This is a genomic window from Lacisediminihabitans sp. H27-G8, from assembly GCF_046156175.1.
Lineage (GTDB): Bacteria > Actinomycetota > Actinomycetes > Actinomycetales > Microbacteriaceae > Lacisediminihabitans.
Window position 1 is genome coordinate 738,071 of the sequence record NZ_JAYLVL010000002.1, and the last position, 13,907, is coordinate 751,977.

Annotated in this window: 12 protein-coding genes; 8 read left to right on the plus strand and 4 right to left on the minus strand. The window is 67.3% G+C overall.

Annotated elements, in window-relative coordinates; translation table 11 throughout:
• Positions 1-45: 45 nt before the first annotated feature.
• The 3 genes from VLI63_RS08315 to VLI63_RS08325 are packed head-to-tail and all read right to left on the minus strand — an operon-like array spanning position 46 to position 3,633.
• The gene (locus VLI63_RS08315; RefSeq protein ID WP_409156377.1) at positions 46-1,083 is read right to left on the minus strand and encodes an ABC transporter permease; all 1,038 of its coding nucleotides are present in this window, start codon (positions 1,081-1,083) and stop codon (positions 46-48) included.
• Positions 1,076-2,113, minus strand: a complete 1,038-nt coding sequence (locus VLI63_RS08320; RefSeq protein WP_409156378.1) for an ABC transporter permease — start codon at positions 2,111-2,113, stop codon at positions 1,076-1,078. The genes VLI63_RS08315 and VLI63_RS08320 overlap by 8 nt, the downstream gene beginning before the upstream one ends.
• On the minus strand, positions 2,110-3,633 hold the full coding sequence (locus VLI63_RS08325; RefSeq protein ID WP_409156379.1) for a sugar ABC transporter ATP-binding protein: 1,524 nt from the start codon (positions 3,631-3,633) through the stop codon (positions 2,110-2,112). Before VLI63_RS08325 ends, VLI63_RS08320 begins: the two co-directional genes overlap by 4 nt.
• Before the next feature lie 194 nt (positions 3,634-3,827).
• Between VLI63_RS08325 and VLI63_RS08330 the strand changes: the two genes are divergently transcribed.
• The 8 genes from VLI63_RS08330 (at position 3,828) to VLI63_RS08365 (ending at position 12,516) form a co-directional block, all read left to right on the plus strand.
• Positions 3,828-4,832, plus strand: coding sequence for a LacI family DNA-binding transcriptional regulator (locus VLI63_RS08330; RefSeq protein WP_409156601.1), 1,005 nt, complete (start codon positions 3,828-3,830; stop codon positions 4,830-4,832).
• Between the two features lie 5 nt (positions 4,833-4,837).
• Positions 4,838-5,821, plus strand: a complete 984-nt coding sequence (locus tag VLI63_RS08335; protein ID WP_354573641.1) for a zinc-binding alcohol dehydrogenase — start codon at positions 4,838-4,840, stop codon at positions 5,819-5,821.
• A gap of 2 nt (positions 5,822-5,823) precedes the next feature.
• Positions 5,824-6,264: a nitroreductase family deazaflavin-dependent oxidoreductase gene (locus VLI63_RS08340; RefSeq protein WP_409156380.1), complete on the plus strand. Its 441-nt coding sequence runs from the start codon at positions 5,824-5,826 to the stop codon at positions 6,262-6,264.
• A gap of 6 nt (positions 6,265-6,270) precedes the next feature.
• On the plus strand, positions 6,271-6,675 hold the full coding sequence (locus VLI63_RS08345; protein ID WP_409156382.1) for a hypothetical protein: 405 nt from the start codon (positions 6,271-6,273) through the stop codon (positions 6,673-6,675).
• A 324-nt stretch (positions 6,676-6,999) separates the two neighbouring features.
• On the plus strand, positions 7,000-8,670 hold the full coding sequence (locus tag VLI63_RS08350) for a circularly permuted type 2 ATP-grasp protein (RefSeq protein ID WP_409156384.1): 1,671 nt from the start codon (positions 7,000-7,002) through the stop codon (positions 8,668-8,670).
• A complete protein-coding gene (locus VLI63_RS08355) occupies positions 8,664-9,593 on the plus strand; it encodes an alpha-E domain-containing protein (RefSeq protein WP_354573645.1) in 930 nt (309 codons plus the stop codon). Before VLI63_RS08350 ends, VLI63_RS08355 begins: the two co-directional genes overlap by 7 nt.
• Positions 9,590-10,438 carry a transglutaminase domain-containing protein gene (locus VLI63_RS08360; protein WP_409156385.1) on the plus strand — a complete coding sequence of 283 codons (849 nt, stop codon included), beginning with the start codon at positions 9,590-9,592 and terminating at the stop codon, positions 10,436-10,438. Before VLI63_RS08355 ends, VLI63_RS08360 begins: the two co-directional genes overlap by 4 nt.
• Positions 10,439-10,506: 68 nt before the next feature.
• A complete protein-coding gene (locus tag VLI63_RS08365; protein WP_409156387.1) occupies positions 10,507-12,516 on the plus strand; it encodes an ATP-binding protein in 2,010 nt (669 codons plus the stop codon).
• Between the two features lie 63 nt (positions 12,517-12,579).
• Here VLI63_RS08365 and VLI63_RS08370 read toward each other — a convergent pair whose 3' ends face one another.
• Positions 12,580-13,902, minus strand: a complete 1,323-nt coding sequence (locus VLI63_RS08370) for an MFS transporter (RefSeq protein ID WP_409156389.1) — start codon at positions 13,900-13,902, stop codon at positions 12,580-12,582.
• Between the last annotated feature and the right edge of the window lie 5 nt (positions 13,903-13,907).

Here is a 13,907-nt window from a genome sequence, read left to right on the forward strand (position 1 = left end):
TTCGTTGAGGTGGTGATGCAGGCAGCGCTCCTGTGCTGTGGGGCGCTATTTTCGTTGCCCGGCCGCCGACGGTCGAAGCCGCCGGGCCCAGGCAAGAATCCGTGGGGAGAGCACTGACAGGATGAGCAGCGCCCCGATGATGATGTTGATCGCGTCGGAACTGACGTTGGCCAGGCGGAGGGCGCTCTGCAGCACCCCGATGAGAAGCACTCCGGCGACAACGCCGTGCAATGCTCCCTTTCCGCCGAAGATCGAGACTCCGCCGAGGAGCACGGCCGCTATCACCGAGAGCTCGAGGCCGGTCGCATTGTCGCCGCGCGCGCTTCCGTACCGGAGCGTCCAGTAGATGCCGGCGAGGGCCGAGATGAGTCCGGTGAGCAGGAAGGCGATGAACTTCGCTCGGTTGACCCTGACACCAGAGAACGCGGCGGTGTCCTTGCTCAGGCCGAGCGCGAACAGCCCGCGACCGAACGGTGTGAAGTGCAGCACGAGGGCGAAGATCATGATGAGCACGATGACGAGCACCATGACCACGGGGATCCCGGTGAGGCCGAATCGGGCCTGCGCGAGGTTCTGCCAGAACGGCGGGAACGTGGTTATCGCGGTGGTGCCGAGCAGCCCGACCGCGATGCCCCGGAACAGGGCGAGGGTGCCGATCGTCACGGCGAGCGACGGCAGTCCCACGATCGTGACCAGGAACCCGTTGACCGCACCGGCGAGGAGTCCCACGATCAGGCAGATGACCATGGCGAGCCCGATGGGCATGCCGCCCTTGGTCAGCACGCCGAGCATCACGCTCGAGAGGCCGAGGGTGCTCGCGACCGAGAGGTCGATCTCCCCGGTGATGATGACGAAGGTCATCGGCAGCGCGATCATGAGGATCGGCGTCGCGTCGAGAAGCAGGAAGCCGAGCGTCGTGGTCGTGCCGAAGTAGGGCACCACGGAGGAGGCGACCACCCAGACCAGGATGACGGCCACGATAACCGCGCTCTCCCGGCTCAGGAGCCAGCGTCGCCAGAGCGGGCGACCGTAGTTCGCGATCGTCTTCGCCGCGAGGGGGGTGGGGGTCTCCAGGCTAGTCATGGGACACCTGCCGTTCCGAGGTCAGTTTGCGCAAGAGTCGAAGGGCGAGCAGCCGGTCGAGAACGATGGCGCCGATGATGAGCGCGCCGACGACGGCCTGCTGCCAGAAGTCCTGGATTCCGAGGATCGGAAGCGCCCGGTTGATCGTGAGGAGGAGCACCGCACCGATCGCCGCGCCGTAGACCGTTCCGCTTCCGCCGAAGATCGCGACGCCGCCGATCACCGCGGCGCCGACCGCCTGGAGCTCCAAACCGGTCCCGGTTTGCGAGTTCGTGGTGCCGTACCGGGCGGCGAACAGGATGCCCGCGAGGCCCGCGAGGGCACCGCTGAGCACGAAGGCGACGAGAATCCGGCGCGTCACGTTGAGGCCGTACAGTTCCGCGGCGGCCGGATCGGAACCGATGGCGTACAGCTCGCGACCGCCGCGCCGATTCCGCAGGTACCAGCCGGCAGCAAGCACGACGACGAGCGCGATGATGGTGAGGGAGGGGATGAAGAGCAGCGTCTGGGTCCCGAGGGCAAGGAACGCCTTCGGCATGTCGGAGGAGTTGATCCGGTTGCTGCCCGTCCAGAGGACGTTGATGCCGCGGTAGGCATACAGGGTTCCGAGGGTGATGACGAGGGCCGGAACCTTGCCGTAGGCCACGAGCAGTCCGTTGACGAGCCCGAGCACCGCCCCGGCGGCCATCGCGAGCAGGAGGACCACGATGATCGGTATTCCGGGCACGTCGATGAAGAGACGGCCGGCCAGATATGCCGTCAGTCCGACGACCGAACCGACCGAGAGGTCCACGCTGCGGGTGATGATCACCATCGCCTGCCCCACCGCGATGAGGATGAGAATCGACGGCGTGAGCAGCAGGTCTCGGAAACCATCCGAGCTGAACAGGAAGGTCGGGTTGACCACGGTGGTCACCGCGATGACAATGACGAGCGCGGCGAGGATCCCCGTCTCGCGAGAGCGGAAGAACTGCCCGGTGAGTCGAGCGATCGCGTTCGTCGGTGGTCGTTCTGTGCTGGTGAGAGTCATCGGACCGGCTCCTCGGCGTGGGTCGCGGCGAACATGACGGACTCGGCAGTCGCGTCCGCCCGGCTGATTTCGGCGGTGATCCGGCCCTCGCGAACCACGAGCACGCGGTCGGCCATTCCGAGCACCTCGGGGAGTTCGGAGGAGATCATGAGGATTCCGATGCCGCGGCCGGCCAGGTCGGAGAGCAGGCGATGGACTTCGGCTTTCGTGCCGACGTCGATCCCGCGGGTCGGCTCGTCGATGATGAGCACTGTCGGTTCGGTGGCGAGCCACTTTCCGAGAACGACCTTCTGCTGGTTGCCTCCGCTGAGTGTTCCCGCGAGGGTGTCCAGCGCGCTCGATTTGACCTGCAACCGGGCCGCCCAGACGAGGGCCGCCTGGTTCTCGGCGCGGGAGGTGATGAAGCCGAATCGGCTCAACTTCTTCCGGATGGCGAGCGTGGCATTGCGCGCAACGGTCGAGTCGAGGATCAGTCCCTGCTTGCGGCGATCTTCGGGCACGAGGGCCAGTCCGAGGGACATCGCGGCGGCGGGGTTGTGGCGCGGGACCCTCCGTCCGCCCAGGGTCACGGTGCCGCTGTCGTAGCCGTCGACCCCGAACACGGCGCGCGCGATCTCGCTGCGGCCCGCGCCGACCAGCCCGGCCAGGGCCACGATCTCGCCGGATCGCACCGCGAAGCTCACGTTGCTGAAGACGCCCGCCGACGAGATGTCATCGACCTGCAGCAGTACGTCACCGATCACGGCCTCCTCCTTGGGGAACAGATCCGTGATGTCGCGGCCAACCATCCGCCGGACGATCTCGTCCTCGGTGACGTCGGTGATCGCGTCCGTGGAGATGTACCGGCCGTCCCGCATGACGGTGATGGTGTCGCTCAGGGCGAAGACCTCGTCGAAGCGATGCGAGATGAAGACAATTCCGCGCCCCTCGTCGCGCAGGCTCCGGGCCACCGCGAACAGCCGGTCCACCTCGACTCCGCTGAGGGCCGCTGTCGGCTCATCCATGATGAGCACGCGAGCGTCGAGAGAAATCGCCTTGGCGATCTCGATGAGCTGCTGGTCGGCGATCGAGAGGCCTTCGGCCGGGCGGTCGAGGTCCAAGTGCACGGCGAGCCGCGCGAAGATCTGCGTCGCTTCGGCCTTCATTGCGTTGCGGTCGATCCGGCCGAACCGATCCGTCGGCTGGCGGCCCATGAAGATGTTCTCGGTGACCGACAGGTCGGGGAACAGCGTCGGTTCCTGGTAGATGACGGCTATCCCGGCTGCCTTCGCCTGGGCTGTGGAGGTGAAGTCGACCGACTCCCCACGGAGAAGGAACTCGCCTGCATCGCGCTGATAGAGACCTGCGACGATCTTGACCAGGGTGGACTTGCCCGCGCCGTTCTCACCGACGAGAGCGTGGATCGAGTTCATCTCCACGCGCAGGTTTGCAGAGGCGAGCGCGACGACGGAGCCGAAGGACTTGGCGACGCCGTCGAGTTCAAGGGCTGCAGGTGCGGGGCTATCGGGGCTCATCGTCATTGACGGCTGATCCTCCACGGTGAGGTTTATTGAATCGTTTTAAGATCGGGACGGAATGCACTCTATGGGTCGCGGTTCCTTCGCGTCAAGCCCGATGGTGAATCGTTCCAAAAACGTACCAACGCGACACGGAATGCTGGCATCATGCAATGAGCGGTGCACCGGAGCACCGCACGGGAACAGCGGAGAATCAGATGGCGGCCAGCGTGAAGGATGTCGCGGCGCTCGCCGGTGTCTCGGTGGGTACCGTCTCCAACGTGATGAACCGACCCGAGAAGGTCTCCACCGCGGTGGCGGTGCGGGTCCAGGCCGCGATCGATCAGCTCGGCTTCGTGCGCAACGATGCCGCCCGGCAGCTGCGCGCCGGGCGAAGCAGCACCATCGGGCTCGTCGTACTCGATGTGCGCAACCCCTTCTTCACCGATCTCGCTCGTGGCGCCGAGGACCGGGCGGCCGCGGACGGATTCTCGGTGATCCTCGGCAACAGCGACGAGAAGGCGGATCGGGAGGCCACCTATCTCGACCTCTTCGAGGTGCAGCGCATGCACGGCGTGCTCATCTCCCCGTTCGGCGACATCACCGGGCGCCTGCGCCAGTTGCGCGATCGGGGCATCCCCGCGGTGCTCGTGGACCGCACGAGCGCGGATGCCTCGTTCAGCTCGGTCTCGGTCGACGACATCGCCGGCGGCTCGCTCGCCGTCACGCACCTGCTCGCCCAGGGGCGCCGCCGCATCGCCTTCATCGGCGGACCCCTCGAGATCCAGCAGGTCACCGACCGGCTCGATGGCGCGCGTACGGCCATCGCGACGCAGCCGGATGCCACGCTCGAGGTCATCCTGATCGACGGGCTCACCGTGATCGCGGGCCGGGCAGCCGGGCGTGAACTCGTGGCGCGGGATCCCGCGGATCGACCCGACGCGGTGTTCGCGGCGAACGACCTCGTAGCGATGGGCGTTCTGCAGGCACTCATGATGCAGGGGGCGGATGTTCGCGTGCCCGAACAGATCGCCCTGGTCGGATACGACGACATCGACTTCGCCAGCGCCGCGGTGGTTCCGCTCTCCTCCATCCGCCAGCCGAGCGCTCTCATCGGCCAGACGGCGGTCGAGATCCTGCTCGAAGAGGCGACCGACCCGTCCCTCGTTCCCCGTCAGGTGGTCTTCCAGCCCGAACTCGTGGTGCGAGAGAGTAGTTTGTAGGGATCATGTCGACGAAGATTCCCGCCGATGCTCCCGCGCTGATCGTGCCCGAGTTCGGCCGTATTGAACTTGGCCGCCGGCCCGTGCCGCATCCCGGACCAGGGAAGGTGCTCATCCGCACCGACTTCACCGGCGTCAGCGTCGGTACCGAGATGCTGGCCGCCACCGGTGAGCGGCCGTCCTGGGGCCCCGTGCCCTTCACCCCGGGCTACCAGGGCGTCGGCCACATCGTCGCGTTCGGCGAGGGGGAAGAGCGGCACGGTCTCACTCTCGGCGAAGCGGTCGCGTGCTTCGGCGATGGCACCCACGGCGCATACTTCATCGCCGATCTCGAGCTGACCTATCCGATCGAAGAGACCGATTCGTACCACATGGCCGCGCTGTTCGTGCCGGCAGCGGTCGGTCTCAACGCCATCGACAAGGCCGGCCTGGAGAGCGGTGACACCGTGCTCGTGCTCGGCCAGGGGCTCATCGGCCAGGCCACCGCGATGCTGGCGCGCGACCGCGGCGCCTACGTGGTCGTGTCTGAGGTGTCTCCCGAGCGGCGCGCCATCTCCGATGCCCATTGCGCCGACCGGGTGATCGACGGCTCGGCCGGGTCTCCCTGGTCGCAGCTGCAATCCGACTTCCCCGATGGTTTCGACATGGTGATCGAGTCGACCGGTGTCGCGGCTCTCATCGACAGCGCGCTGGAATGCCTGCGGTTCGAGGGCACGATGGTCTTCGAGGGCGTGTATCCCGACCAGGTCTCCTTCACCTACGAGCTGGCGCACGAACGGCAGATCAACGCGGTGTTCCCGTGGTTCATCGGCACCTCGGAGGTGCGCCGCACCGTGTTGCGCCGCATCGTCTCCGGCGAGCTGGACATGGATCCGCTCATCACCAACCAGGTCAACTGGACCGAGGCGGATGCCACCTACCGACGGCTCTTCACCTCGGAGCGCGACCATCTCAACGGAATCGTCATCGACTGGCGGGGAGCGGAATAGACATGCCTCTGAACGGGGAGTACGCACCGAGCACGTCGGACTGGGCGCGCGAGCAGGCCGAGCTGTTCGAGGCTACGGATGGTGCGCAGGGCGCAGAACTGCGCGGAATGCCTGTCATCGTGCTGACGTCGGTGGGCGCCAAGTCCGGAATGCTGCGCAAGACCGCCCTCATGCGAGTCGAACACGACGGCGAGTATGCGGTGGTCGCCTCGCTCGGCGGCGCCCCGAAGCATCCGGTCTGGTATTTCAATCTCGTCAAGAACCCCGAGGTCGAGCTGCAGGATGGCGCGGAGAAGGCCGACTATGTCGCCCGTGAGGTCACCAGGGCCGAGAAGGCGGTGTGGTGGGAGCGCGCAGTGGCGGCCTATCCGCCGTACGCCGACTACCAGGAGAAGACCGAGCGGCAGATCCCGGTGTTCGTGCTGAGCCGAGTGCGGGGCTGACGAGCGATGACCGACGCCATCCCGAGCAAGCGCCCCCTCCTCGGCTGGGACATCGCGGTCTCGGTCGCCGTGCTGCTGCTCGGGGGCGGATTCCTCATCGTCGCCGCCGTGATCGACCTGTTCTCGGCCGCTCTCGTGGGCAATTGCCCGGCGCGCACCTGCTCCGCGGGAGCGGCGGTGGCCTCGCTCGGAATCTCGTGGTTCGTCATGTTCCTGCTGGTGATCATCGGCGCCGTGCTCACGATCGTCAGCCTTGCGCGCCGTCGCCAGTCGTGGTGGATCGCCCTCGTCACGCTCGTACTCGAGGTGGCGGTCTGGATCGTCGGATTCGTGCTCTACTCGCAGGCCGTGAACCACGAGCGCGTGGTGATCGACGGCGTGGTCGCGCTGGGAGCGACCCTGCTGGGGTAGTCGCCCCGGGATCGGTCGTCCGCCCGCGAGTTGCACTGTTGTGCGACCTCAGCGAGCGGCCGGGTCGCAAAAGAGTGCAATTCACGAGAGCTAGGCGCCCGACGCTGGACGGCCGGCACGGCGATGCGGTGGTCGCGGGGGTTAATCCGCCCGAGTCCGGGGACGCCGTCGAAGGCGCGGTCGGGAGAGACGATCGTGTCGATGCCGTCGGCGAGTGCGGTCGCGGCCCGCACGGCATCCCGGCCCCGGATTGTCTTCGGAGCCGAAACCCCGGGCGTGGACACTGGAAACAACGCCGCAACATGCGAGGCCTAAGGTAAATCCATGGATGGCCTGTTCGAGGGATACGGCACCCAGGCTGTGAAAGGTCGCAAGACCGGAGCTACGCCGTGGGATGAGATGTTCGACGAGCCGTCAACGGTGCGCACGGCCTATCGAGAGATCCATTCGGCGCTTGCGCAGATGACCCAGGACGAGTTGCGCGGCCGCACCGACGCCCTCGCCAGCTCCTACCTCGCGCAGGGCGTCACCTTCGACTTCGCCGGGGAGGAACGCCCCTTTCCGTTGGATGCCGTGCCGCGGGTGATCGAGCTCGCCGAGTGGGTCACGGTCGAGGCGGGCATCAAGCAACGCGTGCTCGCTCTCGAGGCCTTCCTCGCCGACATCTACGGTGCCCAGAACGCCGTGAAAGACGGGGTGATCCCCGCCTCACTGATCAGCTCTTCGAGTCACTTCCATCGCGAGGCCGCGGGCATCCACCCGGCCAACGGCGTGCGAATCCAGGTGTCCGGCATCGATCTCATCCGCGACGAGCAGGGTGGATGGCGCGTGCTCGAGGACAACGTGCGCGTGCCCTCCGGGGTGAGCTACGTGATCTCGAACCGCCGGGTCATGGCGCAGACGCTGCCGGAGCTTTTCGTCTCCATGCGCGTGCGACCGGTCGGGGACTATCCGCACAAGCTGCTGCAGGCGCTGCGCGCGAGCGCGCCCGAGGGAGTGGACGACCCCACCATCGTGGTGCTCACCCCCGGTGTCTACAACTCCGCCTACTTCGAGCACACCCTCCTCGCCCGCCTGATGGGCGTCGAGCTGGTGGAGGGCCGCGACCTGTTCTGCTCGGGCGGTCGCGTGTGGATGCGCACGACATCCGGTCCCACCCGGGTCGATGTGATCTACCGCCGGGTCGACGACGAGTTCCTCGATCCGCTGCAGTTCCGGGCCGACTCGATGCTCGGAAGCCCCGGCCTCCTGCTCGCCGCCCGACTCGGCAACGTGACCATCGCCAACGCCATCGGCAACGGGGTCGCCGACGACAAGCTGGTCTACACCTACCTGCCCGACCTCATCAGGTACTACCTGAGCGAGGAGGCGATCATCCCCAACGTCGATACCTGGCGCCTCGAAGATCCGGCCTCCCTCGAGGAGGTGCTCGACCGCCTGGACGAGCTCGTCGTCAAGCCGGTGGACGGATCGGGCGGCAAGGGTCTCGTCGTCGGCCCGGCCGCCAGCCCCGCCGAGCTCGAGAAGCTGCGCAAGACGCTGCTCGCCGATCCGCGCGGCTGGATCGCGCAGCCGGTGGTGCAGCTCTCCACGATCCCCACGCTCGTCGAGGACGGCATGCGACCGCGGCACGCCGACCTTCGTCCGTTCGCGGTGAACGACGGCAAGGACGTCTGGGTGTTGCCCGGGGGCCTCACCAGGGTCGCGCTTCCCGAGGGCGAGCTCGTCGTGAACTCCTCGCAGGGCGGCGGATCGAAAGACACCTGGGTCGTCGGCGAACTGCCGCTGCAGGTCTCGCGGCACTCGATCCAGGGCCTCGTCGCCGACCAGGCGACCTCCACGGAGGCGATCCCGATCATCAACTCCGAGGTGCACCACATCGACCAGGCGCCCCGCGACCGCACGCTCGGGCAGGGCCAGCAAGAGCAACAGCAGCAAGCCGCTGGCGAGCGGAGCGAGACCGGACCGACCACGGAGGGGGAACCGCCATGCTGAGCCGCATCGCCGAGAGCCTGTTCTGGATCGGGCGCTACATCGAGCGCTCCGACGGCACCGCGCGCATCCTCGACGTGCACCTCCAGCTGCTTCTCGAAGACCCGTGGATCGAGGAGGACCTGGCCTGCCGGTCCCTCCTCAGCGTGATGGGGAGTGACGTGCCGGAGGACCGGGTGCTCACCCGGCAGAGCGTGCTCGAGATCCTCGCCGTGGACCGTTCGGAGCCGGCATCCATCGCCTATTCGCTCGGCGCGGCCCGGGAGAACGCCCGTCGCGCCCGCGAGATCGTGTCGAGCGAGCTGTGGGAGTGCCTCAACACGACCCGTGCCCGGATGCCGCGCAAGATCGCCACCGACAAGGTGCACGAGTTCTTCGGTTGGGTTCGAGAGCGTTCGGCGCTCGCCGTCGGCATCATCGAGTCGGCGACGAGCCGCGACGAAGCCTGGCAGTTCTTCACTCTCGGTCGTTCGATCGAGCGCGCCGACATGACCGCCCGACTGCTGGCCACCCGCAGTCTCACCGAGGCGAGCGGGCCGTCATGGACCACCATCCTGCGATCCTGCGGAGCGTATGAGGCCTATCTGCGCACCTACCGCGGGGTTCCGAGCGCGCGCAATGCGGCCGAGTTCCTGCTGCTCGACCGGCTGTTCCCCCGCAGCATCCTCTTCTCGGTGCGTCGCGCGGAGATGTGCATGCGTGACATCGAGCCGCGCAACGACCGGGTCGGTGTCTCCGACCAGGCACAGCGCCTGCTCGGACAGATCCGCAGCGAGCTCGAGTACCGTCCCATCGCCGAGATCCTCGAGGACCTCACCCTGCATATGGACAACGTGCAGGCCGCGACGAGTGCGGCCTCGGAGGCGATCCGCCAGCGCTACTTCCCCACGAACGCCGCGCCGAGCTGGGTCGGTGAGAATACGTGAACCGCCTTCGCATCAAGCACATGACCGGGTTCCACTACGGCGGCGAGGTCACCGCGAGCTACAACGAGGCGCGGATGCTTCCCACCAGCGGCGACGGCCAGCTGGTGCTCTACTCCAATCTGGAGATCCTGCCGATCTCCTCGCACCACACCTATGTGGATTACTGGGGAAGCCGGGTCTCGTCGTTCGAGATCCTCACCCCGCACAAGGAGCTTTCGCTGACGGCCACGAGTCTCGTCGAGGTGCGGCCCCGCGATCATCCCGAGCATTCGCTCACGTGGGCAGATCTCGCCGAGGCTGCGGAACGCGCCACGGAGTATGTGGAGCAGCGCAAGCAGACCAAGCGCACCGATCCTCCGGCCGATGTGGTCGCCATCGCGAAGGAGATCGCCGATGGCACGGCTGACCCGTGCGCGGCGGCCCTCGCCATCTGCGTGAAGATCGGCGAGAGCGTCGAGTACATGCAGGGTGTCACGGGCGTCCACACGACGGCCTCCGAGGCGTGGGCCCACCGCAAGGGGGTCTGCCAGGACATCGCGCACCTCGCACTCGGCGCGCTCCGGGCGGTCGGCATTCCGGCCCGCTACGTCTCCGGCTACTTGCATCCGAAGCCCAACGCTGCGATCGGCGAGACTGTCGCGGGGGAATCCCATGCCTGGGTCGAGTGGTTTTGCGGTGACGAGTGGCGTGGATTCGACCCCACCAACCAGATCGACATCGGGGACCGCCACGTGACCGTCGGCCGTGGACGCGACTACAACGACGTGCCCCCGTTGCGCGGCGTCTACGCCGGCCCGTTCAAGTCGGTCCTGTTCGTGAAGGTCGAGATCACCCGCGAGAGTTGATCCGTCCGCGCGAGTGGCACAATGATGGGCAGACCGGGGGGAGAGTCGTGCGATCACGTAAGAATGCAGTGAGACTGGTGCGCGCACTCGGCGCGCCCCAGCGGTTTGCGATCATCGCCGGCCTGCTCGTTCTCACCTATGTGCTCGGCATGGCGGCTGTCGTGCTGACGCCCCCGACCTCCCAGACGGCGGCCTGGTGGCCGGCGGCGGGTGCCGGAGTCGTCGCGGTGCTCTGCGCGCGCAAGCAGAGATGGGCGGTTTCGGCACTCGTCGGGCTGGTCACCATGGGATCGAACTACGCGGCCGGCCGGCCGTTGTCCCTCTCGATCGCCTTCGGGATCGCCAACGCCTGCGAGGCCCTGGTTGTCGGCGCGATAGTCTCCCACGGCACCGGCGCACCGGCACTGGCGCGGATGTCCGATGTCGCGCGGCTGCTGATCGCTACCGTCGCAGGGGCACTGGTGATCGGGGTATTGGCCGGCGCCACGGTCGTGGTGCTTGAGGGTGGACAGTTCGTCGAGACCTTCGTCGCGGTGATGGCGTCCCATGCAGCCGCCGTGATCGTCGTGGTGCCGCCGACACTCGTGGTGTACGGGGGTGATGTCTCGCGCAATCGACTCGAGCTCGCAGTGCAGATCGTCGTCACCTTCGTCGTCGTCGGCTTCGTGTTCTCTCCGGCGAATGCCCTGCCTCTCGCCTTCCTCTCGCTGCCGGTGCTGTCCTGGGCCGCCTTCAACTTCAGCTACGGGTTCGTGATCATCGAGCTGCTCCTGACCGCGGTGCTCACCGTCGAGTTGACGGCGGCCGGGGGTGGGCCGTTCGCCAGGGCGGAGATTGCGGGTGTGAGCGTGACGAACCAGATGCTCCAGGTCTTCCTCATCGCCCAGGCCGGCACGATCATCTTCTTCGGCGCGGGACGCCTCGAACGGGAGCGTCTTGCCGAGCAGGTGCAAACCAGGGGCGAACTGCTGCGCGGCGGCCTCGTCGGGGTGCAGGTGGGGTTGCTCATCATCCAGGCGGTCCGCTTCCCGGAGGTGCGTGTGCTTCTCGGCAACGATGCCGCCTCCGAGATGCTCGAATGGCCCGCGCTCGCCGGCGACGTCGAGGATCTCGGTCCCGGGGGCGTCGTGCGGTTGTCGCGCCGGGATCCGGCAACGCAGATCTTCGACGCCTATCGCAGGAGCGGCCGCTCGGAGCAGCGTGGGGAGTTGACGACCCGGGGCGGTCGTCGCGTGCAGTACTTCCTCAGCACCCGCAACTCCGAGTTCGACCAGGGCGTGATCACCGCGCAGTTCGTCGATATCACGGAGCGCTACGAGGCCCAGCTGGCGAATCAGAAGGCGCTCGAACACGAGCAGGAACTCGTCGACCAGCTGCGCGATCTCAACCGCCAGAAGGACGACTTCGTCTCGTCGGTGAGCCACGAGCTGCGCACACCGATCACGAGCATCCTCGGGTTCTCCGAGGTCATGGAAGACGCGGTCGCCGAACCCGAGCTGCGGGAGTACGTCACGGTGATCCAGCGCAACGCCCGGCGGCTCGCCGACCTGGTCGAGGACCTGCTCGAGCTCGGCAGCATGAGCGCGAGCAGCCCGGTGAAGGCCTCGAAGGCCGTCGACCTCCACGAGGTCATCCGGGACTGTGTGCAGGAGCAGTCCACTACGGCGAAGTCGCGTGGAGTGGTCGTCACGATCTCCCTCGACCGGCAGTCGCCGTGGGTGCAGTCCGTGTCGCACGACCTCACGCGGATCGTCTCGAACATCCTGTCCAATGCGATCAAGTTCTCCCATCCGGGCGGGGAGGTGGATGTCGCGACCTCCTGCACCGACCAGGAGGTGCAGCTCGTGATCAGCGACACCGGACCGGGCATCCCGCCCGAAGACGTGGAGAGGGTGTTCGAGCGGTTCTACCGTTCGCCGGCGGAAGCCCTTCGGGTGATCCCTGGCACCGGTCTTGGCCTGCCGATCGTCAAGTCGCTCGTCGAGCGACACGGCGGTCGCATCACTCTCACGAGCGACCATGTCGCCGGCGGCACCACCGTCACCGTCACCATGCCGCGGATGGCGTCCGCGGCATAATCGGTCGGACGTTCTGTTCCCGTGCCTCGGCGGTGCCGCCAGCCGGGACCACCGGAGGTGGCGTCAGCCCTTCTGAGAGGTGACCTCAGCGGTGACGATCTCCGTCGCTGCGAGATCCTCCGCGGCGAGGTCCGCGGCGCGGCGGCGGCCGTCATGGGAGAGGCTCAGGCGCCGATCCGCGTAGTGCATGCGCAGGTGGCGATACTTCACGAGCCACAACAGGCCGACGAGCGTTGCCGCGATTCCGGATGCCGCACCGACGCCGAGCGCCCAGCGCGGCCCGAATTCGTTCGCGACCCAGCCGACGATCGGGGCGCCGATCGGTGTGCCGCCCATGAAGATCGCCATGTAGATGGCCATCACCCTGCCGCGCAGTCGTTCCGGGGTGGAGAGCTGCACCGCTCCGTTGGCGGTCGTCATCATGGTCTGAGCGGCGAGGCCGACGGCGGCGAGGGCGACGGCGAATCCCCAGTAGGTCGGCATCAGGGCGGCGACGGTGGCCGCGCCGCCGAACACCGCGGATGCCGCGAACAGGAAGCGCAGCCGTGGCTTGTCCCGCCGCGCCGAGAGCAGCGCGCCGATCACGGATCCGATTGCCATCACCGAGGAGAGCACCCCGAATTCCGCGGCCCCCTTGTGGAAGACGGTGGTCGCCATGGTCGAGATGAAGATGGGGAAGTTGAGCCCGAAGGTGCCGATGAGGAAGACCATCACCAGGATCACCAGGATGTCGGGCCGGGACCGCACGTAGCGGAAGCCCTCGAGCAGGTTTCCCTTCTTCGACGACGCCCGCGCCGAGCGCTGCAATTCGCCGACCCTCAGGAACAGCAGCGAGACCAATACAGCGCCGAAGGACGCGCCGTTGATCAGGAAGACCCAGCCCGCGCCGACTGCCGCGGTGAGCAGTCCCGCGACGGCGGGTCCGATCATCCTCGCCGCACTGAAGGATGCCGAGTTGAGCGCGACAGCGTTCGAGAGGTTGGCTCCGCCGACCAGCTGGGATACGAAGGTCTGCCGCGCCGGAGCGTCGAATGCCGCGACGATGCCGAGGAGCGCGGCGAAGACGTAGACGTGCCAGAGCTGCACCGCACCGGTGACGGTGAGGATGCCGAGCCCGAGCCCGAGCACTCCTCCGGCCGCCTGGGTGACCATGAGGATCTTGCGCTGGTCGAAGCGGTCGGCAACGAGTCCGGTGAGCGGCAGCAGCAGCAGCTGGGGTCCGAACTGCAGGGCCATCACGAATCCTACCGCGGCCGCATCGTGATCGGTGAGCTGGGTCAGCACGATCCAGTCCTGGGCCGTGCGCTGCATCCAGGTGCCCACATTGGAGACCAGCGCACCGGCCGCCCAGACGCGGTAATTGAAGCCGCTCAGCGAGCGGAACATCGCGC

What these genes read in the sequence shown, in the direction of transcription:
- VLI63_RS08320 (WP_409156378.1), bottom strand. Translation starts at nt 2,113, where the DNA reads ATGACTCTCACCAGCACAGAACGACCACCGACGAACGCGATCGCTCGA.
- VLI63_RS08325 (WP_409156379.1), bottom strand. Translation starts at nt 3,633, where the DNA reads ATGACGATGAGCCCCGATAGCCCCGCACCTGCAGCCCTTGAACTCGAC.
- VLI63_RS08335 (WP_354573641.1), top strand. Translation starts at nt 4,838, where the DNA reads ATGTCGACGAAGATTCCCGCCGATGCTCCCGCGCTGATCGTGCCCGAG.
- VLI63_RS08340 (WP_409156380.1), top strand. Translation starts at nt 5,824, where the DNA reads ATGCCTCTGAACGGGGAGTACGCACCGAGCACGTCGGACTGGGCGCGC.
- VLI63_RS08345 (WP_409156382.1), top strand. Translation starts at nt 6,271, where the DNA reads ATGACCGACGCCATCCCGAGCAAGCGCCCCCTCCTCGGCTGGGACATC.
- VLI63_RS08350 (WP_409156384.1), top strand. Translation starts at nt 7,000, where the DNA reads ATGGATGGCCTGTTCGAGGGATACGGCACCCAGGCTGTGAAAGGTCGC.
- VLI63_RS08315 (WP_409156377.1), bottom strand. Translation starts at nt 1,083, where the DNA reads ATGACTAGCCTGGAGACCCCCACCCCCCTCGCGGCGAAGACGATCGCG.
- VLI63_RS08355 (WP_354573645.1), top strand. Translation starts at nt 8,664, where the DNA reads ATGCTGAGCCGCATCGCCGAGAGCCTGTTCTGGATCGGGCGCTACATC.
- VLI63_RS08370 (WP_409156389.1), bottom strand. Translation starts at nt 13,902, where the DNA reads ATGTTCCGCTCGCTGAGCGGCTTCAATTACCGCGTCTGGGCGGCCGGT.
- VLI63_RS08330 (WP_409156601.1), top strand. Translation starts at nt 3,828, where the DNA reads ATGGCGGCCAGCGTGAAGGATGTCGCGGCGCTCGCCGGTGTCTCGGTG.